Annotated in this window: 19 protein-coding genes; 8 read left to right on the top strand and 11 right to left on the bottom strand. The window is 71.1% G+C overall.

The window, feature by feature from the left end; genetic code table 11:
- Positions 1-49: 49 nt before the first annotated feature.
- Entirely contained in the window at positions 50-892 is an 843-nt protein-coding gene (locus GVV86_RS08715) for a MetQ/NlpA family ABC transporter substrate-binding protein (RefSeq protein WP_159802532.1), read from the top strand.
- Between the two features lie 98 nt (positions 893-990).
- Here GVV86_RS08715 and hemL read toward each other — a convergent pair whose 3' ends face one another.
- The 8 genes from hemL to hemE form a co-directional block, all read right to left on the bottom strand.
- Positions 991-2,313: a glutamate-1-semialdehyde 2,1-aminomutase gene (gene hemL, locus GVV86_RS08710; RefSeq protein WP_159802531.1), complete on the bottom strand. Its 1,323-nt coding sequence runs from the start codon at positions 2,311-2,313 to the stop codon at positions 991-993.
- Between the two features lie 11 nt (positions 2,314-2,324).
- Positions 2,325-3,311 (bottom strand): porphobilinogen synthase, encoded by a 987-nt coding sequence (hemB, locus tag GVV86_RS08705; protein WP_159802530.1) that lies wholly within the window; start codon positions 3,309-3,311, stop codon positions 2,325-2,327.
- Complete coding sequence (locus GVV86_RS08700) at positions 3,308-4,180, bottom strand: uroporphyrinogen-III synthase (protein WP_159802529.1); 873 nt, start codon at positions 4,178-4,180, stop codon at positions 3,308-3,310. The genes hemB and GVV86_RS08700 overlap by 4 nt, the downstream gene beginning before the upstream one ends.
- Before the next feature lie 5 nt (positions 4,181-4,185).
- Entirely contained in the window at positions 4,186-5,133 is a 948-nt protein-coding gene (gene hemC, locus GVV86_RS08695; protein ID WP_159802528.1) for a hydroxymethylbilane synthase, read from the bottom strand.
- Positions 5,133-6,287 (bottom strand): ferrochelatase, encoded by a 1,155-nt coding sequence (locus GVV86_RS08690; protein ID WP_159802631.1) that lies wholly within the window; start codon positions 6,285-6,287, stop codon positions 5,133-5,135. Before GVV86_RS08690 ends, hemC begins: the two co-directional genes overlap by 1 nt.
- 44 nt (positions 6,288-6,331) lie before the next feature.
- On the bottom strand, positions 6,332-7,057 hold the full coding sequence (hemQ, locus tag GVV86_RS08685; RefSeq protein WP_159617980.1) for a hydrogen peroxide-dependent heme synthase: 726 nt from the start codon (positions 7,055-7,057) through the stop codon (positions 6,332-6,334).
- Between the two features lie 72 nt (positions 7,058-7,129).
- Complete coding sequence (hemG, locus tag GVV86_RS08680) at positions 7,130-8,605, bottom strand: protoporphyrinogen oxidase (protein WP_159802527.1); 1,476 nt, start codon at positions 8,603-8,605, stop codon at positions 7,130-7,132.
- Positions 8,606-8,607: 2 nt separating this feature from the next.
- Positions 8,608-9,669 (bottom strand): uroporphyrinogen decarboxylase, encoded by a 1,062-nt coding sequence (hemE, locus tag GVV86_RS08675; RefSeq protein WP_159802526.1) that lies wholly within the window; start codon positions 9,667-9,669, stop codon positions 8,608-8,610.
- Between the two features lie 183 nt (positions 9,670-9,852).
- On the opposite strand from hemE, the gene GVV86_RS08670 reads away from it, so the two are divergent.
- Positions 9,853-11,250, top strand: coding sequence for a glutamyl-tRNA reductase (locus tag GVV86_RS08670; protein ID WP_159802525.1), 1,398 nt, complete (start codon positions 9,853-9,855; stop codon positions 11,248-11,250).
- A gap of 173 nt (positions 11,251-11,423) precedes the next feature.
- Here the strand turns inward: GVV86_RS08670 and moeB are convergent, their stop codons facing one another.
- Entirely contained in the window at positions 11,424-12,620 is a 1,197-nt protein-coding gene (moeB, locus tag GVV86_RS08665; RefSeq protein ID WP_159617976.1) for a molybdopterin-synthase adenylyltransferase MoeB, read from the bottom strand.
- A gap of 106 nt (positions 12,621-12,726) precedes the next feature.
- Here moeB and GVV86_RS08660 point away from each other — a divergent pair, with 106 nt between their 5' ends.
- On the top strand, positions 12,727-13,347 hold the full coding sequence (locus tag GVV86_RS08660) for a TetR/AcrR family transcriptional regulator (RefSeq protein WP_246669922.1): 621 nt from the start codon (positions 12,727-12,729) through the stop codon (positions 13,345-13,347).
- Between the two features lie 47 nt (positions 13,348-13,394).
- Positions 13,395-13,619, top strand: coding sequence for a DUF3107 domain-containing protein (locus tag GVV86_RS08655; protein ID WP_120165026.1), 225 nt, complete (start codon positions 13,395-13,397; stop codon positions 13,617-13,619).
- A gap of 37 nt (positions 13,620-13,656) precedes the next feature.
- Here the strand turns inward: GVV86_RS08655 and GVV86_RS08650 are convergent, their stop codons facing one another.
- The gene (locus GVV86_RS08650) at positions 13,657-14,391 is read right to left on the bottom strand and encodes a ferritin-like fold-containing protein (protein ID WP_159617974.1); all 735 of its coding nucleotides are present in this window, start codon (positions 14,389-14,391) and stop codon (positions 13,657-13,659) included.
- A 124-nt stretch (positions 14,392-14,515) separates the two neighbouring features.
- Here GVV86_RS08650 and GVV86_RS08645 point away from each other — a divergent pair, with 124 nt between their 5' ends.
- The 3 genes from GVV86_RS08645 (at position 14,516) to GVV86_RS08635 (ending at position 18,856) form a co-directional block, all read left to right on the top strand.
- A complete protein-coding gene (locus GVV86_RS08645; protein ID WP_159617973.1) occupies positions 14,516-16,018 on the top strand; it encodes an RNB domain-containing ribonuclease in 1,503 nt (500 codons plus the stop codon).
- 243 nt (positions 16,019-16,261) lie between these two features.
- Positions 16,262-17,977, top strand: a complete 1,716-nt coding sequence (locus GVV86_RS08640; protein WP_159617972.1) for a DEAD/DEAH box helicase — start codon at positions 16,262-16,264, stop codon at positions 17,975-17,977.
- Between the two features lie 6 nt (positions 17,978-17,983).
- Complete coding sequence (locus GVV86_RS08635) at positions 17,984-18,856, top strand: DNA-methyltransferase (protein WP_159617971.1); 873 nt, start codon at positions 17,984-17,986, stop codon at positions 18,854-18,856.
- Between the two features lie 15 nt (positions 18,857-18,871).
- Here the strand turns inward: GVV86_RS08635 and GVV86_RS08630 are convergent, their stop codons facing one another.
- Entirely contained in the window at positions 18,872-19,714 is an 843-nt protein-coding gene (locus GVV86_RS08630; RefSeq protein ID WP_159617970.1) for a PHP domain-containing protein, read from the bottom strand.
- 83 nt (positions 19,715-19,797) lie between these two features.
- Between GVV86_RS08630 and GVV86_RS08625 the strand changes: the two genes are divergently transcribed.
- Positions 19,798-21,429 carry an aminopeptidase P family protein gene (locus GVV86_RS08625; protein ID WP_159617969.1) on the top strand — a complete coding sequence of 544 codons (1,632 nt, stop codon included), beginning with the start codon at positions 19,798-19,800 and terminating at the stop codon, positions 21,427-21,429.
- Positions 21,430-21,515: the final 86 nt, after the last annotated feature.

Genomic DNA, 21,515 nt, shown 5'->3' with positions numbered 1-21,515 from the left:
GCCCCGTTCCCGGCCCCTGGGCGCCGGACTTCCGAAAGGAAACGCACCCGTGCGTAAACTGCTCTCCCTTGCCGCCACCGGCCTTGCAGCCACCCTCACGCTCTCCGCCTGCGGCGCCTCCGCTGCCGAGAATGAGACCGTCGAATCTCTGGATCCGGCCAACCCCGTCACCGTGACCGTCGGGGCCAGCCCGCTGCCGCACGCCCGCATCCTCGAATTTGTTGACGAGAACCTCGCCGAGGAAAGCGGCATCGACCTCGACATCGTCGAGTTCGACGACTACACCACCCCGAACATCGCCCTGAACGACGGGGACCTCGACGCCAACTACTTCCAGCACCTGCCCTACTTTGAGCAGCAGGTGGAGGGCCAGGGCTACGAGTTCTCCCATGGGGAGGGCGTCCACATCGAGCCGTACGCCGCCTTCTCGGAGAAGCACGACGACGTCTCAGAGCTTCCCGAGGGCGCCCGGATCGCCATCACCAATGACCCCTCGAATCAGGCCCGCGCGCTGACCCTGCTGCAGGAAGCCGGGCTGCTGACGGGGATCGAAGAGGACGCCTCGGTCCTCGCGCTCACCGAGGCGCAGAACCCGAGCGGCTACGAGTTCGTTGAGAACCAGCCGGAACTGCTGCTCAACGACGTCAAGGACCCGTCGGTGGACCTGGCGATCATCAACGGCAATTACATCCTCGACGCCGGGCTCAACACCGAGGACGCCCTGATCGTAGAGTCGACGGAGGAGAACCCGTACGCGAACTTCCTGGCCTGGAACACCTCTTCCGAGGGTGATGCCCGGATCGAGAAGCTCGACGAACTGCTCCACTCCGACGAGGTCCGTGCCTTCATCAAGGAGCAGTGGCCCAGCGGAGACGTCACCCCCGCCTTCTAGGAGGGACCTCCACACCGCTTAAACATCCACTGCGCAGTAATGCCGGACCCCGAGGGGTTTTCCGGTCATTACTGCGCAGTGGATGCGTTTAAGGCTCCCTAGGCCGGCTGGGCAGCCGCCGCGGCCTTGGCCGCCGCCGGAAGCGCCGCGAAGATCTCCTCCATGGCGGCGTCGTCGTGCGCCGCGGAAAGGAACCACGCCTCGAACACCGACGGTGGCAGGTACACCCCGGAGTCGAGCATCGAGTGGAAGAACGGCCCGTACCGGAAGGACTCCTGCGCCTGGGCGTCGGCGTAGTTGCTCACGCCGCGCTCCGAGGTGCCGAAGGCGACGCTGAAGAGGTTTCCGGCGCGCTGGATCGAGTGGTCCACCCCGGCGCGGTTCAACTCCTCCGAGAGCGCGGTCGACAGTTCGAGGGACCGGGCGTCGACGTGGCGGTAGACCTCGTCGGTCGCGGCCGTCAGCGTGGCGACGCCGGCGGCCATGGCCAGCGGGTTCCCGGAGAGCGTCCCGGCCTGATAGACCGGCCCGATCGGGGCGAGGTGGTTCATCACGTCGGCGCGGCCGCCCAGTGCCGCCGCGGGGATGCCGCCGCCGATCACCTTGCCGAAGGTCAGCAGGTCCGGCGTCCACGGTTCGGCGGCGTCGGGGGCTCCGCCGGTCAGCTTCCAGTACCCGCCGGGGTGGGTCCGGAACCCGGTCATCACCTCGTCGACGATGAACAGGGCGCCGTGTTCGGTGGTGATGCGGGACAGGAACGCGTTGAACCCCTCCCCCGGGGTCACCACGCCCATGTTCGCCGGCGCCGCCTCGGTGATCACGGCGGCGATGCGGTCCCCGTGTTCGCGGAACGCCTCCTCGACGGCGGCGGTGTCGTTGTAGGGAAGCACCAGGGTCTCGGCGGTCGTCGCCTCGGTCACCCCGGCCGAGCCTGGCAGCGCGAGGGTGGCCACCCCGGAACCGGCCGCGGCGAGCAGGCTGTCGACGTGCCCGTGGTAGCAGCCGGCGAACTTGACGATCAGGCTGCGGCCTGTGAAGCCGCGCGCAAGGCGGACCGCCGTCATGGTGGCCTCGGTGCCGGTGGAGACCATGCGCAGCAGTTCGACGGCGGGGACGCGCTCCTGCACGAGCTCGGCGAGGTCGGCCTCGGCCGGGGTGGAGGCCCCGAAGGTGAGTCCGTGGTCGACGGCGCGGTGCACCGCCTCGATCACCGCCGGGTGGGAGTGTCCGAGCAGCGCCGGGCCCCAGGAGCCGACGAGGTCGACGTAGGTCTTCCCGTCGGCGTCGGTGACGCGGGCGCCGTGGGCGTCGACGAGGAAGCGCGGGGTGCCGCCGACCGAGCCGAAGGCCCGCACGGGCGAGTTGACGCCGCCGGGCATGAGGGCACGGGCGCGGTCGTACAGTTCTTCCGAGGTGCTCATTGTCTCTTCCTTCAGCTGCGGGTTTCGTTGAGCCAGAGCGCCAGCTCCGAGGCCCAGTAGGTCAGGATCATGTCGGCGCCGGCCCGGCGGATGCCGAGGACGGACTCCTCGATGGCCCGGCGCCGGTCGATCCAGCCGTTGGCGGCGGCCGCTTCGATCATGGCGTACTCCCCCGAGACCTGGTAGGCGGCGACCGGGACCGGGGACGTCGCGGCGACGTCGGCCAGGATGTCGAGGTAGCTCATGGCGGGCTTGACCATGACCATGTCGGCGCCTTCCTCGAGGTCCAGTTCGACCTCGAGCAGCGCCTCGCGCCGGTTTGCGGCGTCCATCTGGTAGGTGCGGCGGTCGCCCTTGAGCTGGGAGTCGACGGCCTCCCGGAAGGGCCCGTAGAAGGCCGAGGCGTACTTCGCCGAGTACGCCAGCACGCCGGTGTTTGAGTGTCCGGCGGCGTCGAGGGCCTGCCGGATGACCGCCACCTGCCCGTCCATCATGCCCGAGGGGCCGAGCACGTGCGCCCCGGCGTTGGCCTGCTCCACGGCCATCTGCGCGTACACGGCCAGGGTGGCGTCGTTGTCGACCGACCCGTCCGGGGCGAGGACGCCGCAGTGGCCGTGGTCGGTGAACTCGTCGAGGCACACGTCGCTCATCACCACGAGGTCGTCGCCCACCTCGGCGCGCACGTCGGCGATGGCGCGGTTGAGGACGCCGTCGGGGTCGATACCCGCGCTGCCGGTGGCGTCGCGGCGGGCCGGGATGCCGAAGAGCATGATGCCGCCGACGCCGAGGCTGACGGCCTCGGCGGCGGCCCGCCGGAGCGTGTCGGTGGTGTGCTGGACGACGCCGGGCATCGAGGAGATGGACGCGGGCTCGGTCAGGCCCTCGCGGATGAAGGCCGGGAGGATGAGGTCGGCGGGGCTGAGCCGGTGCTCGGCGGTGAGCCGGCGCATCGCCGGGGTGGTGCGCAGCCGGCGCGGCCGGTGCTGGGGGAAGCTCATGGGGTGACTCCGTTCGTCGGCGATGGTGGTGGCGGGCTGACGGCACCGGCGACGGCGTCGGCGACGCCGCGGGGGGTCGGTGCGTCGGCGGTGGCGGCGAGCCGCAGCCCCAGGCGGGCGGCTTCGGCCGCCGTGCTGGGTCCGATGGCGACGGCGGCGAGGCCGGCGGGGGGTGTGCCGTTCAGCAGGGTGGAGAACCGGCGTGCCGTGCTGGGGGAGGTGAGCACCACGGCGTGGACGCCGGCGGCCGCCAGCTGCCGGTACCCGGCGGCGTCGAGCACGGCCGGCGCGGAGGGCGGCGGCGTTTCGGCTGCGGCCAGCCGCAGCGCGGGATCGGCGGGGTAGTTCACGGTGCGGTACGCCTCGACCCGGTCCACCCGCCACGCCCTGCCGGTGAGGCCCGCGTCGAGCGCGTCGTCGGCGAGGGACGCCTGCGGCAGCAGCAGCGCCCCGGGTCCGGGGGGAAGTTCGGCGAGCAGGCCCTGAGCGGAGCTGTTCCGGGCGGTCAGCGCCACCGGAACCCCGGCGCGGGAGAGGGCGGCCGCGGTGGCCTCCCCGACCGCGGCGGTCCGGGTGCCGGCTGGTACGGCTCCGGCCAGCGTTGAGCCGGTGCGCAGGGCCCAGCCTTCGAGGGCCGTGACCGTGGTGGCGCTGGTGACCACGAGCCAGTCGTACCCGCCCGCGGCGAGCCGCTCCAGGGCCCGTTCCAGCGGAGCGGGATCGTCGGGCCGCTCGAAGTCGATCAACGGCAGGCACAGCGGGAGCGCCCCGCGCCGGGCGAGTTCCCTGCCGAAGTCCACCGACCGGCCCGGGGTGCGCAGCAGGACCACCCGGAGGCCGTTGAGGCGCTGGCTGTCGGGCAACTGCATGGTCCTCAGACGCTGAGGGGCGCGATCCGGGCGGCCCCCGCCTCAAGGAGTTCCTCCGCGAGGGACACCCCGAGCCGGGCCGCGGCCTCGGGCCCCTCGTTGGGCGCGGAGCGGCTGCGCCGGAGCAGATGGCGCCCGTCGAGGCTGGCCACCACCGCCTCAAGGGTCAGCGTGTCGCCCTGCACCGTGCCGAGCGCCCCGATCGGCGCGGAACATCCGGCCTCGAGCCGCAGCAGCACCGCGCGCTCGGCCGTGACGGCGGCCCGGGTCTCGGCATGGTCGTAGGCGGCCAGGGCTGCGCCGAGGCCGTCTTCCTCGCCGTCGGTCCGGAACTCCACGGCCAGGGCGCCCTGCCCGGGAGCGGGAAGCATGACCGCCGGGTCGATGTACTCGGTGATGGCGGCCTCCCGGCCCAGCCGGTGCAGGCCCGCGGCGGCGAGGACCACGGCGTCCAGGTCGCCCACGCCGCCGTCGACGGCGCCGGCCACGCGGCCCAGCCGGGTGTCGACGTTGCCGCGGATGTCGACGACCTCGAGGCCCGGACGGGCGGCCCGGAGCTGGGCGGCCCGGCGCGGCGAGCCGGTGCCCACACGGGCACCATCGGGCAGGGTGGCAAGGGTCAGGCCGTCGCGCGCGCACAGGGCGTCGCGGGTATCGGCGCGCTCGGGGACGGCAGCGACCCGCAGCCCCGGGGCCGGGGTGGTGGGCAGGTCCTTCAGCGAGTGCACGGCGAGGTCGCACCGGCCGTCGAGCAGCGCCTCGCGCAGGGCCACGACGAAGACCCCGGTGCCGCCCATCTGGGACAGCGGCCCCTTCAGGACGTCGCCCTCGGTGCGGATCCGCACCAGTTCATAGTCCCGCCCCGCCAGTTCGGCGACCCGCTCGGCGACGGTGGTGGTCTGAGTGAGGGCCAGGGCGCTGCCCCGCGTCCCGACCCGGATGCCGGAAGACATCAGGATCCGGGATTGGGAAGGGGCGTTCCCACGGTCGAATCCACTGCGGCGATCGTCGGCTTCTCGCCCCGCCGGTTGGCGCAGCAGTTCGGCCGGCAGACATCGAACCAGGGGCCCAGCGCGGTGGCCGCGGGCCGGTCGGCGATGTTGTTCTCGATGGTGCGTTCGGAGACGAGGTCGATCAGCCCGGCGACAAATTTTTCGTGGGTGGCCGGGGTCGGCACCCGGTCCGCGACGAGGTCCAGCTCCCGGCAGGTCTCCAGCGCCTCCGTGTCGAGGTCCCAGGCCACTTCCATGTGGTCGCTGACGAAGCCAAGCGGCACGATCACGACCCCGCGGAAGCCGGCGTCGGCGCGTTCGCGCAGCGCGTCGTTCACGTCGGGTTCGAGCCACGGGATGTGCGGGGCGCCGGAACGGGACTGGTAGACCAGGGACCAGTCCACCCCTTCGGCCTCGGGGATGCGGTCGAGGACCGCCTGGGCGGTGGCGAGGTGCTGGGCGACGTACGCGCCATCCTCGTAGGCCGGGCCGCCGTCGGCGGCGCGGGGGCCGGAGGCCTCGGCGTCGCCGGTGGGGATCGAGTGGGTGGCGAACATGATGTGCACGGGCGCATCCGCCTCGCCGCGCTCGGCCAGTGAGGCGCGGACCTTCGCGAGTCCGCCGGCCACCCCTTCGACGAAGGGTTCGACGAAGCCGGGGTGGTCGAAGTACTGCCGGGTCTTGTCCACCTCGAGCAGGCCTTCGAGCCCGGTCTCCACGAGGGCCATGCCGAGGTCCTCGCGGTACTGGCGGCAGCTCGAGTAGGAGGAGTAGGCGCTGGTGGTGACCGCCAGGATGCGCCGGTGGCCGGCGTCGTAGGCCTCGCGCAGCGTGTCGGCGATGAACGGTGCCCAGTTGCGGTTGCCCCAGTAAACGGGGAGATCGATGCCGCGCCGGCGGAGTTCGGCCTCCATGGCCGCCCGCAGCGCGCGGTTCTGCCCGTTGATCGGGCTGATCCCGCCGAACGCGCGGTAGTGGTGGGAGACCTCTTCGAGGCGCTCGTCGGGGATGCCGCGCCCGCGGGTGACGTTGCGCAGGAAGGGGAGCACGTCGTCCTGGCCCTCCGGCCCGCCGAAGGAGGCGAGGACGATCGCGTCGTAGTTTTTCGGGGCCATCCGGCCGGAGTCGTCGACGCCGTCGAGCGGGTTGAAGGTCTGGGTCACTGGAGAACCTCTGCGATCTCTTCGGGGGTGATGCGCCGGCCGGTGTAGAACGGGACTTCCTCCCGCACGTGGCGGCGCGCTTCGGTTTCGCGCAGGTGGCGCATGAGGTCGACCAGGTCGACCAGTTCGGGGGCCTCGAGGGCGAGGATCCACTCCCAGTCCCCCAGCGCGAAGGAGGAGACGGTGTTGGAGATGACCTGGGGGTACTGCCGGCCCTTCATACCGTGGTCGTAGAGCATTTCGCGGCGTTCCTCGGTGGGCAGGATGTACCAGTCGTAGGAGCGGACGAAGGGGTAGACGCAGACCCACTCCGCCGGCTCGACGCCCCGGGCGAACGCCGGCACATGGCTCTTGGAAAACTCGGCGTCCCGGTGGACGCCCATGGCCGACCAGGCGATGGTGGTGCCGGCAAAGGGTTCCGACCGGCGGATCCGCCGGACTGCGGCCTGCAGGTCCTCGGGGCGCGGACCGTGCAGCCACACCATCACGTCAGCGTCCTCGCGCATGGCCGAGACATCGTAGAAACCGCGCACGGTCACCCCGCTGCCGAGGGTACCCAGGACCTCCGTGAGCGGCAGGCCCGTGGCGCCGGAGCCCGAGCCGGCCCGCCGGAAGACCGTCCACAGGGTGAAGAACTGCGCCGTCTGCGGCTCGTCACCGGCGCTTCCTGGGGCTTCGGAGGAGGTGGTTGGGGAGACCCTGTCGCCGGTTAGCTCGCTCATGCTACTAGTCTGCCCCCTGCACTGGAGCAAAGAAAATCTCGGTGTTCTACAAGACGTAGAAAGTAATGAAGATCACAGGAGATCGTCCTGCGGCCCCCCGGAAAGGCCCAGTTCGACGGCGAGCGCCCGCGCCCGGGCGGTGGCATCGTCGATGACCGACACCAGTCCGGTGCCTGCGAGCCAGCCGCCGGTGACCTCGAGTGCCGCGAGGGGGCGAACCGCCTCCCGGAGCCGGGCCACGCGGTCCCGGTGCCCGACGGCGGCGTGCGGGAGGGCTCCCGCCCAGCGCACGACGTCCCAGTCGAGTACGTCGGCGGCCTCGAGGCGGACCCCGAGCAGCGCCGAGGCGTCGGCGAGGGCCTGCCGGAACAGGTCCTCATCCCCTGTTGAGGCACCGGAATCCGCTGGGGAGTCCCCGGCCCGGCCATAGGAGACCCGCAGGATGTGCGAACCTGGGCCCGCCTGCTCCCGCAGCCATTTCCATTTGGCGGTCGAGTGGGTCAGTGCCTTGGCCTGGACCCCTGCCACGCCGCGCGCCACCAGGACACCGGTGCCCCGGGGGCTGGCGTCGAGTTCGGGCTGGTCGACGATCAGGGTGACCAGTGCGACGCCGGGCACCGGGTCGGGGCGTTCCGCCGCGGCCTGCGGCAGTACCCCGGCGAGCAGATCGACGGCGCCGGGGCCGTCGGCGGCCAGCACCACCGCGGAGGCGCTGACGCTGTGCTGGAGGGTCGAATGTTCGGTGGAGACGGTCCACCCGCCTCCGGGTGCGCGCCGGAGGGCCCGGACGGTTTCGGAGGTGCGCAGGTCGACTCCGCCGTCCCGCAGGGAGGCGACGAGGGCATCGCGCAGCTGGACCATGCCGCCGCGCAGCCCGGCGACCGCGGAGCCGGCGGGCGCCGCCTGCCGCAGGGCGCCGGCGGCCGCGCCCAGGGAGCCGAGCCGCGCCAGAGCCGGCCGCAGTCCGGGGGCGACGGAGTCGACGTCGAGCGTGTCGGGGTCGGCGGAGAAGACTCCCCCGGCGACGGGGGCCACCAGCCGGTTCAGGACCTCTTCGCCCATCCGGGCCCGCACGAGTTCGCCGAGGCTCACGCCCGGGCGGGTGGCCAGGGCTCCGGGCGGCAGCACCTTGTCGAGGGCAGCGCGCAGCGCTCCGGCCCTCCCGATGAGCGCGGCGGTGCCCGGCTCGGTGGGATCCGCGGGGATGCCCAGGACGCCGGAGGCGGGCAGGGGGTGGGCGCCGGCCGGGAGATCCCGCGCCGGCAGCTGCACCCACGCCCCGGGGGCGTCCGGGGTGACGATGAGGCCCTCGAGGCCGAGCTCGGCCGCGAGGGCGGGCACCGTGTCGGAGCGGGTGGAGAAGGACTCGGCGCCGCTGTCGAGGACGAATCCGCCGAGTTCGCGGCCGCCGAGGTTGCCCCCGAACCCGTCCGCACGCTCAAGCACGGTGACCTGCGCCCCGCGCAGCATCAGGACCCGCGCCGCGACCAGGCCGGCGACGCCACCGCCGACGACGACGACTGCCGGACGTGCGCTGCCCCCGGCCATGCTCAGGGCTCCACCGAGTGGATCAGCTTCACCACGCGCGTCAGTACGTCCGGGTCGGTCTCCGGCGGCACGCCGTGGCCGAGGTTCACCACGTGCCCTGGCGCGGCCGCCCCGGCCTCGAGCACGGCCAGGACGTGCTGTTCGAGCACCGGCCAGGGGGCGCCGAGCAACGCCGGGTCGATGTTGCCCTGAAGCGGGACGGTGCCGCCCAGCCTCCGGCTGGCCTCCGCCAGGTCCAGCCGGTAGTCGACGCCGATCACGTCGACGCCGACGTCGTGCATGGCTCCGAGCAGCTCGGAGGTTCCGGTGCCGAAGTGGATCAGCGGGGCCCCGAGCCCGCGGACGGCATCGAGGGCCCGGGCCGACGCGGGCGCGGCGTACTTCCGGTAGTCGGCCAGTCCGAGGGAACCGGCCCACGAATCGAAGAGCTGGGCAGCGCTCGCGCCGGCCTCGAGCTGGGCCCGCAGAAACCGCCCGGAGGCATCCGCCGCCCACTCGGCCAGCGCCTGCCAGGTCTCGGGGTCGGAATGCATCATCGTGCGCGGGCCCAGATGGTCGCGGGAGGGCTTGCCCTCGACCATGTAGGCGGCCAGGGTGAAGGGCGCCCCGGCGAAACCGATCAGGGGGGTGCTGCCCAGTTCGGCGACCGTCAGGGCGACAGCGGCGCGGATCGGATCGAGGGCCTCGTCGGTGAGGACGGGAAGGGCAGCGACGTCGGCGGCCGTGCGGACCGGGGAGCCAAGGACCGGGCCCACCCCCGGGACGATGTCGACATCGACCCCGGCGAGCTTGAGCGGGATCACGATGTCGGAGAAGAAGATCGCGGCGTCCACGTCGTGGCGGCGGACCGGCTGGAGGGTGATCTCGGCGGCCATCCCGGGGTCGAGGCAGGCGTCGAGCATCGCGGTTCCCTCACGCAGCGCCCGGTACTCCGGCAGGGACCTTCCCGCCTGGCGCATGAACCAGACGGGACGGCGGGACGGTTTCCGCCCGCGGTAGGCCGCAATCAGCGGGGAATCTACGGTGCGGCCGTCCACCAGCGGGTGGGATGCTCCAAGGGTCATACCCTGATTCTGCCCAAGATCCCGGGCGATGGTTAACCGGCGGGCGCTCCGGCGGGCACCCGGGTGGTGAAAATCACGTGCACCCCGGCACGTGGAATTCCGCGGAAGTCCCATGAAACGATGCCCGCACTTAGGGTTTCCTATTACCATCCGCAACCATCGGCTCGCTATGCTTGGAGAGCTGTGGTTCTACTTTCTCTCGTTGCGACTCACTCGAATGTGGACCTGGAAACCGTTGCCCGCCTGAGCGTGGGGGCGCCCCAGGTCCCTTCAGCCGTGCTCGCGGACGACCGCCCCGTGTCCGGCGCGGTGGTGCTCTCCACCTGCAACCGCTTCGAAATCTACTTCGAGGCCCCGTCCGAAGAGGACGTCGAGGCCGCCCGCTCCGCGATCATATCCACCATCAGCAGCTACTCCGGCATCCCCGAGCCCTCGGTGTCCTCCGCCTTCGTCACCAAGAAGGGCGGCTCGGTCGCCAAGCATCTCTTCGCGGTGGGGGCCGGCCTCGATTCCGCCGTCGTCGGTGAGCGCGAAATCGCCGGCCAGGTCCGCCGCGCGCTGATCGAGGCGCAGGCCTCGGGTGCGGCAAGCAAGGGCCTCGTGCGCCTCTTCCAGGCCGCCTCCCGCACAGCCAAGGACGTTGGGGCCCGTACCGTGCTCGGCAGCGACGGACGCTCCATTGTTTCCGTGGCGCTCGAACTGGCCGGGGACATCTCCGGCAGCGCCGACTGGTCGCAGAAATCGGTCGTCCTCTTCGGGACCGGCGCCTACGCCGGCGCGACCATGGCCCTGCTCAATGAGAAGGAGGCCGGCGGGGTCGCCGTGTTCTCCTCCTCCGGACGCGCCGAGGCATTCGTCGCCTCCCGCGGCGGCCGCGCCCTCGACGCGGACAGCCTCGCCGGGGCGATCCGGGAGGCCGATGTGATCATCGGCTGCAGCGGCAGCGACGCCCGCATCGAGGCCTCGGACCTCGCATCGATCCGGGAGGGCTCGTCCAGCCCCCTGGTGATCATCGACCTGGCGCTGAGCCATGATTTCGATCCGGCCGTCGCCAATCTGGACAATGTCGAGCTGATCACCCTGGAGTCCGTCCGGCTCGCCGCCCCCGAGGAGCAGGCAGAGACCCTGCGCCAGGCCGGTGAGCTGGTACAGGAGGCGGCCGATGCCTTCGAGGAGCAGCAGAACACGAGGGCCATGGACGCGGCGATTGTCGCCCTGCGCAAGCACACCCAGCAGGTGCTCGACGCGGAGATGAAGCGGGTGCGCTCACAGCACGGGTGCACCGCGGCGGCCGAGGAGGTCGAACTTGCGCTGCGCCGGATGGTGCGCCAGCTGCTTCACACTCCGACCGTGCGCGCCCGCGAACTCGCCGCGGAGGGACGCCAGGACGACTACACCGCGGCGCTCGAGGCCCTCTACGGCATCGATCTGCGCCCCACGGACGCCACTGAGGTCCCTGAGGCCCCCGCAGCGCCGTCCCGCCCCGCGCTGCACCCGGCCGGCGTTCCGCACCCGGCCGGCAGCGGGGACCCCGCCCAGTGCCCGGTCAGCCACGAACCGCCCGCTGCCGCCTCCGCCTGACCACGCGGGGCGATCCTCCGGGGCGCGCCACGCGGCCCGCATCCCTGTGTGAGCCGCCTAGGCCGACCCGTGAAGCGGAAACCCTGGCGCGTGGACTCTGGCTTGTGAACCTTGGCGCGTGAACCGCGGAGGAGACCGCCCGGCCGGCACCGCGTACAGGCCGGCCACCCCGCTCAGTAGACCGGCTGGCCCGGTTCGATCGCAGAGACCCAGGCCAGGATGCCGCCGTCGACGTTGAAGACCTGCCGGTGCCCCTGGCTGCGCAGGTGGCGCACCACCTCGGCCGAGCGCTTGCCGGACTTGCAGTGCACGTAGACCGGCCGGGACGGTTCCGGGGTATAGCCGCCGGCCAGCACCCGGTCCTTCGGAATCAGCTGCGCACCCTCGATCCGGACGATGCCGTACTCCCCGGGCTCCCGGACATCGATCAGGTCGAACGCCGCCTCGCCGCGCTCCCTGCCGCTCAGCAGCTCGGCGAGTTCCCGCACCCCGATCGACGGCACCTCCTCCTCCGCCGTCGGCGCCAGTCCGCAGAACGCCTCGTAATCCATCAGGGCCGTCACCGGCACGGCCGTGGGGTCCCTGCGCACCGTGATTTCCTGCCAGGACATCTCGAGCGCGTTGAAGATCAGCACCCGGCCCAGCAGGGTCCTGCCCACACCGGTGATGAGCTTGACGGCCTCGGTGCCCATGAGAGAGCCGATCGACGCGCACAGGACGCCGAGGACCCCGCCCTCGGCGCAGGAGGGAACGGACCCGGGCGGCGGGGCCTCCGGGTAGAGGTCCCGGTAGCCGGGGCCGTGCTTCTCCCAGAACACGCTCACCTGCCCGTCGAAGCGCAGGATGGAGCCCCACACATAGGGTTTGCCGAGCAGCGCGGCGGCGTCGTTGACGAGGTAGCGGGTGGCGAAATTGTCGGTGCCGTCCACCGCGAGGTCGTACCCGCCCAGCAGCTCCAGGGCGTTGTCGGAGGTCAGGCGTTCGGGGTGCAGGACCACCTCGACGAGCGGGTTGATCTCGGCCAGGCTGCGCTGCGCGGAGGCCGCCTTCAGGTCGCCCAGGTCGCCCACCCCGTGGATCACCTGGCGCTGCAGGTTTGAGATTTCGACGGTGTCGTCGTCGACGATGCCCAGGGTGCCCACGCCGGCGGCGGCCAGGTACTGCAGGACGGGCGAGCCGAGCCCCCCGGCCCCGATCACCAGCACCCGGGCGTTCTTGAGCCGCCGTTGCGCCTCCAGGCCGAACTCGGGGATCAGCAGGTGGCGCGAGTAGCGGACCATCTCCTCGGCGGTGAGTTCGGGGTGCGGATCGACCAGCGGCGGCAGCGGAGGACGCTCGGGCATGCCGGCGGCCCGGTGGTGTGCGCTCATGCATTCAATGTATGCCCGCACCGCCCGCGCTGCCAGCCGAATCGGTCCCTTGAAGCACCGTGGGTAAACTGAACCGAACGGAACTCCAGAACAGAGGTTGCAGGTTGTGAGCGCAGAGGCTTCACCGAATGGAAAAGCGCTGCGGCTGCCGCGCGACGAGCGCCGCCGCCAGCTCCTGAATGCCGCGCACGAGGTCTTCGTGGCCCACGGTTTCCACGGCGCGGCGATGGACGACATCGCCGAGGCCGCGAAGGTCAGCAAGCCGGTGCTGTACCAGCACTTTCCCGGCAAGCGGGAGCTCTACCTGGCGCTGCTGGAGAACCACCTCGCCGAACTCACCAGCCTGCTCATGGAGGCGCTCCGCTCCACCGGGGACAACAAGGTCCGGGTGCAGGCCACGATGCGCGCCTATTTCTCCTTCATCGCCCGTGACAGCAAGGCCCACCGGCTGGTGTTCGAGTCCGATGTCAGCAACGACCCCGAGGTCAGCGCCCGCCTTGAGGCGTTCAACGCCCACTTCGCCAACGCCATCGCCGAGGTCATTGCCGAGGACACCCAGCTGTCGCTGGTGGAGGCCACCCTGCTCGGGCGCGGCCTGGCCGGCATGGCGCAGATCAGCGCTCGGTTCTGGCTTGAAACCGACGGGACCCTCGATATCGAAACGGCCAGTGAGCTGATCTACCGTTTAGCTTGGCGCGGAATTAGTCGGTTCCCCAAGGAGATCTAGAGTAGGTTTCCAAGGGCTAAAGGTTCACTACACAGGAGGCACCCGCCGTGGAAATTAAGATCGGTATTCAGAACGTCAACAGGGAGATTGTTCTGGAGTCCTCCGAAACCGCCGATGCGATTGCGGAGGTCGTCGCCTCGGCGATGAACGGCGGCTCCGAACTCCGGCTCACCGATTCCAAGGGCCGCACGGTGATCGTCCCGTCGACGGTCCTGGGGTACGTCGAGATCGGCGCCGAGGAGCAGCGCCGCGTCGGCTTCGGGGCTCTCTAGAGTCCACCTCCCGGCCCGCCTCCGGCGGGCCGGGCCCTCAGGCCGTCAGGCCCAGGGCGCTCATCCTGCGCGAATGGTTGCGCGTGAGCTCGGCGAACAGCGCTGTTGTATCGGCGGCAGGGTCGGTCGTGTCGGCGAACAGCAGCCCGCCGAGGAATTCGCGCTCAATGCCGATCCGCTGGGCCTGGGTCAGGGCCTCCCCCACCAGCCGGCGCCCCCACAGGGCCAGCCGCGAGGCGAGCCGGGGATCGTCGGCGAGCGCCTCCTTGAGGCGCCGCCCGAGCAGCGCGGTGTCGGCGTCGGCGTCGATCCGGCCGATCAGCCCCCGGGTCTCGGTATCCAGCCGGCCAGCCAGGGCCCGGTAGAAATCCCCCGACATCGCATCGATCACGTACGCCTTCATCAGGGACTCGAACCAGTCGGCGGGCCGGGTCCGCTCGTGGAAGGCATCAACGGAGGCCACGAACGGCGCCATCGCCTGCTCCACGTCGATCCCCCGGGCTGCCAGATGGCTGCTGACCAGCTCGAAGTGCGAGAACTCCTGCACCGCCAGGCGTCCGATGCCGGCCCGGTCTGCGAGGGTCGGGGAGAATCTCGCATCCGAGGAAAGCCGTTCGAATCCGGAAAGCTCCCCATAGGCGATGACCCCCAGCAGATCCGCGATGAAGCGGGCGTAGCGGGGGTTCTGGACCCGGTCCGGGTCGGCTGCGGCGAAGGAGGTTTCAGCTCCGTCGGGGCCGGGCTGAACGCCTTCGTTCGTGCGGTTGTTCATTCACCTAACACTACAGAAGGCTAGGCCGTGCCGGGCCTTCCTCCCCGCGCCGCCCGACGAAGCGGCACCGCGCCCTCCGGGCCGTCCCCTCCCGGCGGCGCGGTGCGTGTATTACGGTGAGCGTGTGCCGTATTTGCATCCGGGTCTCGGGGACAGCGCCTCACAGCAGCACCTCGCCGTTGCCCTGAAGGCGCTGCGTGACGAACTTGAGCTGCGGACCGTCTTCCCTCCGGAGGTCCTTGCGGAGGCGGAGGCCGCGGTGGCGGCCTACGAGTTCCCGGCCGAGGACCTCACCGGACTGGACTTCATCACCATCGATCCCCCCGGCTCGGTTGACCTCGACCAGGCCGTGCACCTGCAGCGCCGGGGTGCCGGCTACCGCGTCTGGTACGCGATCGCCGACGTCCCGGGCTTCGTCCGGCCGGACGGGGCCGTCGATACGGAGGCCCGGTTGCGCGGCCAGACCGTATACGCCCCCGACGGGCGGATCTCCCTCCACCCCGAGGTGATCGCCGAGGACGCGGCCAGCCTCCTGCCCGGGGTGGTCCGCGGCGCCTACGTCTGGGAGTTCGACCTCGATTCCTCCGCCGCGGTGGCCACAGCGTCAGTGCGCCGCGCCTCCGTCCGCAGCCGGACCCAGCTGACCTACGCCGAGGTTGAGGAACACCTGCGCTCGGGCGGAGCGCCGGAGAACCTGGTGCTGCTGCGCGAGATCGGCCTCAAGCGCATCGAACTCGAGCTCCGGCGCGGCGGAGCCAGCCTGAACCTTCCCGCCCAGGAGATCGGCTTCGAGCGGGGCCGCTACTTCCTGATGACCGCCCCCGCACTGCCCTCGGAGGACTGGAACGCCCAGATTTCCCTGATGACCGGGATGGAGGCCGCCCGGATCATGATCGAGGGAGGCATCGGCATCCTGCGCACCATGCCGGCACCGGACGAGGCGGCGCTGGCGAAGTTCCGCCGTCAGGCGGAGGCCTGCGGCAGGGCGTGGCCTGAGGGGATGGCCTACGGCGGCTTCCTGCGGAGCCTTGACACCGACCGGCCCGAGCAGCTCGCCCTGATGCACGCCGCCGCGTCGCTGTTCCGCGGCGCCGGGTACACCGCCTTCGACGGCGAGGTGCCCGACGCAGTGGTGCAGGCCGCGATCGCCGCGCCCTACGCGCACACCACCGCACCGCTGCGCCGCCTGGTCGACCGGTTCGTGCTGGTGATCTGCGAGGCCCTGTGCGCGGGGCGGCCGGTGCCACAGTGGGCCCGGGATGCCCTGCCCGACCTGAATTCCCTGATGGCCGCGGCGAACCAGGCCTCGGCCCGGATGGAATCCGGGGCCATGGACGCCCTGGCGGCGGCGCTGCTGAGCGACGACGTGGGCAAGGACTTCACCGCCGTGGTGCTGGCCGGTTCGAAGCCCAGCAACGGGGACGCGGGGCCCCGCAGCCGCCCCTCGGGGACGGTGCAGTTGATCGATCCGGCGATCGAGGCCAAGTGCTACGGAGAGCTGACCGCGGGTTCCCTGGTCACGGTGCGGCTCGTCGAGGCCGATACCGCCCGCCGCGTCGTGCGTTTCGAACTGGCTGCACCGGCCGCCACGGGCGGCCTGCCCGTATCCGCTGCGCCCTCGGGGTAGACTGACGTCGTAGTAATGGATGCCCGGTCGTTATCGACATACCCCGATGACCCGCAGTACCTACTCGGTCCCGAGTTTTTCCCAGCCGGCGCTGGCGCTCAAACCGCCAGCCGGCACGCAGTTGCAAGCCCGCGATCGGCTTCCACTGGACGCCCTGCGCCTCCGATACGCTCCGAGCTGGATGCCAATCCCAGCTACCCGTCGAGCCTCGGTGGCCGCTTGGCCTTAATGAACGGTACGTAATTGAACACTCAGAACAGCCCGGTTGCGGATTCGCACCACCTCCTTGCCGATAACAGCGACGACGCCATCGACGTCGAGGACACGCTCGTCACCACCGAGGAACCCCATAAGGAGGTCCCCGAGACCTTCGCCGACTTCAACGTCCGCCCCGACATCGTGGAGTCGCTGGCCGACGCCGGCATCCTCCACCCCTTCCCCATCCAGGCGATGACCCTGTCGATCGCCCTGGGCGGCCACGACATCATCGGCCAGGCCAAGACCGGAACCGGCAAGACCCTCGGTTTCGGCATTCCCGCCCTGCAGCGCGTCGTCGGCCCCGACGACGCCGGCTATGACAAGCTGCCGGTCCCGGGCGCACCCCAGGCCCTCGTCGTCGTGCCGACCCGCGAACTCGCCGTGCAGGTCGCCGGCGACCTCACCACCGCGGCGAAGAAGCGCAATGCGCGCATCGTCACCATCTACGGCGGCCGGGCCTACGAGCCGCAGATCGAGGCGCTGCAGCGCGGCGTCGAGGTCGTCGTCGGCACCCCGGGCCGGCTGATCGACCTGCACCGCCAGAAGCTCCTGGTGCTCAAGAACGTCAAGATTGTGGTGCTCGACGAGGCCGACGAGATGCTCGACCTCGGCTTCCTGCCCGACGTCGAGACGCTGATCGCCGCCACGCCCCCGGTGCGCCAGACGCTGCTGTTCTCCGCCACCATGCCCGGCCCCGTCGTCGCCATGGCCCGCCGGTACATGACCCAGCCCACGCACATCCGCGCCGCGGACCCCGAGGACGAGGGCATCACCAAGAAGGATATCCGCCAGGTCATCTACCGTGCCCACAACCTCGACAAGGCCGAGGTCGTCGCACGGATCCTGCAGGCGCGCGGCCGCGGCCGCACCATCATCTTCACCAAGACCAAGCGCACCGCCGCGAAGCTCTCCGAGGAACTCATCGACCGCGGCTTCGCCGCCGGCGCGATCCACGGCGACCTCGGCCAGGGCGCGCGCGAGCAGGCGCTACGCGCCTTCCGCGGTGACAAGATCGACGTGCTGGTCGCCACCGAGGTCGCGGCCCGCGGGATCGACGTCGAAGACATCACGCACGTGATCAACTACCAGTGCCCCGAGGACGAAAAGGCGTACCTGCACCGCGTGGGCCGCACCGGCCGCGCCGGAAAGAAGGGCACGGCCGTCACGTTCGTCGACTGGGACGACGTGCCCCGCTGGGGCCTGATCAACAAGGCGCTCGGGCTGGACTCGCCCGAGCCGATCGAAACGTACTCCTCCTCGCCCCACCTTTTCACCGACCTCGACATTCCGGAGGGGACGAAGGGGCGGCTGCCGCGCGGCGCCCGCAAGCTGGCCGGTATCGACGCCGAGGTGCTTGAGGACCTCGGCGAGACCGGCAAGAAGGGCCGCACCGGAACGCCGACCGGCCGCGGAGACGGTCAGCGCCGGGACAGCGCCCGCAGCGACGGCCAGCGCAGCGAGGGCGGGCGCGGCGAGGGCGGGCGGAGCCGTTCGCGCTCCCGCTCCGGCGGCCGGGGTTCCGGTTCCGCCGACGAGGGCAGCGACGCGCAGGGCTCCCGCCGGCGCCGTTCACCGGCCGCGGAGGGCGCCGCCGACACGGCCGCCCCGTCGGCCGCCTCCCCCGAGCGTCCCCGCCGCACCCGCACCCGCAGGCGCAACGGCGAGGTCGTCGCCCAGCCCACCAGCGGCTCGGAGGAGTAGCTCCCGATGACAGAACCTGCCTGGACCCCGGGCGGCAGCAACCTCGTGGTCCACGCAGACAACGCCGCCTATCTCCCGACCCTGCCCGACGGCGCCTTCACCATGATCTACGTCGACCCGCCCTTCAACACGGGGCGGGCCCAGCGGCGTCAGCAGCTGAGCATGGTCCGCAATGCCGACGGTACCGGGGACCGGGTCGGGTTCAAGGGGATGAGCTACTCCACGGTGAAGGGCATGCTCGCCAGCTACGACGACGCGTTCGAGGACTACTGGAACTTCCTCGCGCCGCGGCTGGCCGAGGCATGGCGCCTCCTCGCCGAGGACGGCACGCTGTACCTTCACCTTGACTACCGCGAGGTGCACTACGCCAAGGTGATGCTCGATTCGCTGTTCGGCCGCGAGTGCTTCCTCAACGAAATCATCTGGGCCTACGACTACGGGGCCCGCGCCAAGCGGAAGTGGCCGGCGAAGCACGACAACATCCTCGTCTACGTCAAGGACCCGGCCCGGTACCACTTCGACAGCGCCGAGGTGGACCGCGAACCCTACATGGCGCCGGGGCTGGTGACCGCGGAGAAGGCCGCACTCGGCAAGCTGCCCACCGATGTCTGGTGGCACACCATCGTCTCGCCCACCGGGCGCGAGAAGACCGGTTATCCGACGCAGAAGCCGGAGGGCCTGCTGCGCCGGGCGGTCGCCGCGAGCAGCCGCGAGGGCGACTGGGTCCTCGATTTCTTCGCCGGGTCCGGAACCCTGGGCGCCGTCGCCGGGAAGCTGGGTCGCCGGTTCGTGTGCGTCGACCAGAACCCGCAGGCCGTCGAGATCATGCGCAGGCGCCTGGCCCCCTACTGCGAACCGGCCGGACGTAGCAGCGCGTAGCAGTCGGCGCCTGCCCTAGCGGACGCGGTGGCCGCCGGCGTGCTCAATAATGCGGTCGAGGGTTTCGGGCGCCGTCACGTTCTCCCCGAGCAGGTTCGGCTTGCCCGCGCCGTGGTAATCGCTCGAGCCGGTGATCAGCAGGTCGTACTGGGCCGCTGTGCGCCGGAGCGCGTCCCGCGCATCTTCGGGGTTGTCGCGGTGGTCGACCTCCAGGCCGAGCAGCCCCGCATCGATCATCTCGTTCAGCACCGCGCTGCCGATCACCCGCCCCCGGGCGAAGGCCGACGGGTGGGCGAACACCGGCACACCCCCGGCGCTGCGGATCAGTTCGACCGCCAGCGCCGGATGCGGAGCGTAGTGCCCCACCCAGTACTTGGAGCGCACGGTGAGGATCCGCTCGAATGCCTCGGAGCGGTCGGCGACGATCTTCAGGGCGACGAGCGCGTCGGCGATGTGGGGGCGTCCCACGGTGGCCCCGTCGGCCACATGGTCCTCGACCACGTCCCAGCTGATCGGGAAATCCTCGGAGAGCCGCTCGACCATACGCCGCGCGCGGCTCAGGCGCGCCGCGCGCGATTTCTCGATCTCCGCGAGCAGGCCGGCGTGGGCGGGGTCGTGCAGGTAGGACAGGACGTGCACGCTGATGCCGGTGTCGCTCTGGCACGACACCTCCATCCCCGGGATGAAGCGGATGCCTTCCGCTGAAGCCGCCTCCGCCGCCTCCGCCCAGCCCGCCGTGGAATCGTGGTCGGTCAGCGCGACGGCATCGAGCCCGGCCCGCCGCGCCGAACGAATCAGCGCCCCGGGGCTTTCCGTGCCGTCGGAGATGTTGGAGTGCGTGTGCAGGTCGATTCTCACCAACCCAATCTACGCCAGCGGACGCGGATTCCTCGTTCCTTGAAGGGGCGGCCCGCGCTTCAACACGCGCACGCCGCGGCGGTATGTTTGGCCGCCCGCGGGACCGGTGGGACCATGGACCAGTGAGTACAGCAGAGAATCCTCAAGCGTTCCAGCCCGAGCCCGGGGCCACCCCGGTCACCCCCGAAGACCAGCCGCTGTCGAGCCGCAACGAAAACCGGTCCCAGCGTCCGGACTCCGAGGCGTTCAAGGCCTTCATGGCCGGCAGCTGGGCACCCACCGATACCGCCCTGCCGGAGAAGGCGCCCGTGGCGGACTTCGCCGCGCAGCGCCGGCGCGCAGTTTCGGAGCAGTTCCCCGGCGAGCGGCTCGTCATTCCGGCCGGCCCGCTGAAGGTCCGCTCCAATGACACGGACTACCGCTTCCGCCCGCACTCCGGCTTCGCCCATCTGACCGGCCTCGGCCTGGACCACGAGCCCGACGCTGTGCTCGTGATGGAACCGGTCGGCGAAGGAACCGGCGACGACGGCGGCCACCACACCGCCACCCTGTACTTCCGCGAGCTGGCCGGCAGGGACAGCTCGGAGTTCTATGCCAACGCGCGCTACGGCGAGTTCTGGATCGGCCCGCGCCTGTCCCGCGCCCAGGTGTCATCCCTGCTGGCACTTGAGACGGCCGACCTCGACGGCCTCGAGACGGCGGTGACCAAGGGCGCCGGCGTGCCGCAGATCGGCGGCATCAGCATCCGGCTCCTCCGCGAGGTCGACCTCAACGCCGACGCGCTCGTCGATACCTCCCGCATCAACACCGGAGTGGACCTGGAGAAGGCCGACGCCCTCGACGCGAAGCTCGCCGAGGCCCTCTCGGAGCTGCGCCTGATCAAGGACTCCTGGGAGATCGAGCAGCTGCAGTCCGCCGTGGATGCCACCGTCAACGGCTTCCATGAAGTGGTCCGGCAGCTCCCCCGGGCCATCTCCCACCCCCGCGGCGAGCGCGTGGTGGAAGGGGCGTTCTTCACCCGGGCCCGGGAAGAAGGCAACGACCTCGGATACGACACCATCGCCGCCTCGGGGAACAATGCGACGGTGCTTCACTGGATCAGGAACAACGGCCGCGTCTCCGCCGGGGACCTGCTCCTGCTCGACGCCGGCGTTGAGGCCGAAAGTCTTTACACCGCCGACGTCACCCGTACCCTGCCGGTGAACGGCACCTACTCCGAGGTGCAGCGCCGGATCTACTCGGCGGTCCTCGAGGCCGCCGACGCCGCCTTCGCCGCCGCCCGGCCCGGTCGGAAGTTCCGTGATATCCACACCGCGGCCGTCACCGTCCTCGCCGAGCGCCTCAACGACTGGGGCCTGCTCCCGGTGCCGCTCGAGGAGGTTCTCGCCCCCGAGGGCCAGCAGCACCGCCGGTGGATGCCCCACGGCACCAGCCACCACCTCGGGATGGACGTTCACGACTGCGCCCAGGCGCGCCGGGAACTCTACCTCGACGGTGTGCTCACCGAGGGAATGGTGTTCACCATCGAGCCCGGGCTGTACTTCAAGAACGAGGACCTGTCGGTGCCCGAGGAATACCGCGGCATCGGCGTCCGGATCGAGGACGACATCCTCATGACCCAGGACGGTCCGGTGAACCTCAGCTCCGCCCTGCCCCGCGATCCCGACGACGTGGAGGCCTGGATGGCCGGCATCTACAGCCCGACCGGCGAGTAGGCGCGCCGGCGGCGAACCGCCCGGGCACGCGAAAGAGCCCGGCACCCCTGGGGTGCCGGGCTCTTCGCGTGCCGGAGCTGCTCGTG

The sequence above is a fragment of the Arthrobacter zhaoguopingii genome, from assembly GCF_009828595.1.
GTDB lineage: Bacteria > Actinomycetota > Actinomycetes > Actinomycetales > Micrococcaceae > Arthrobacter_D > Arthrobacter_D zhaoguopingii.
The sequence above is the reverse complement of the archived record's forward strand: the minus strand, read 5'-3'. Positions and strand labels throughout refer to the sequence as shown.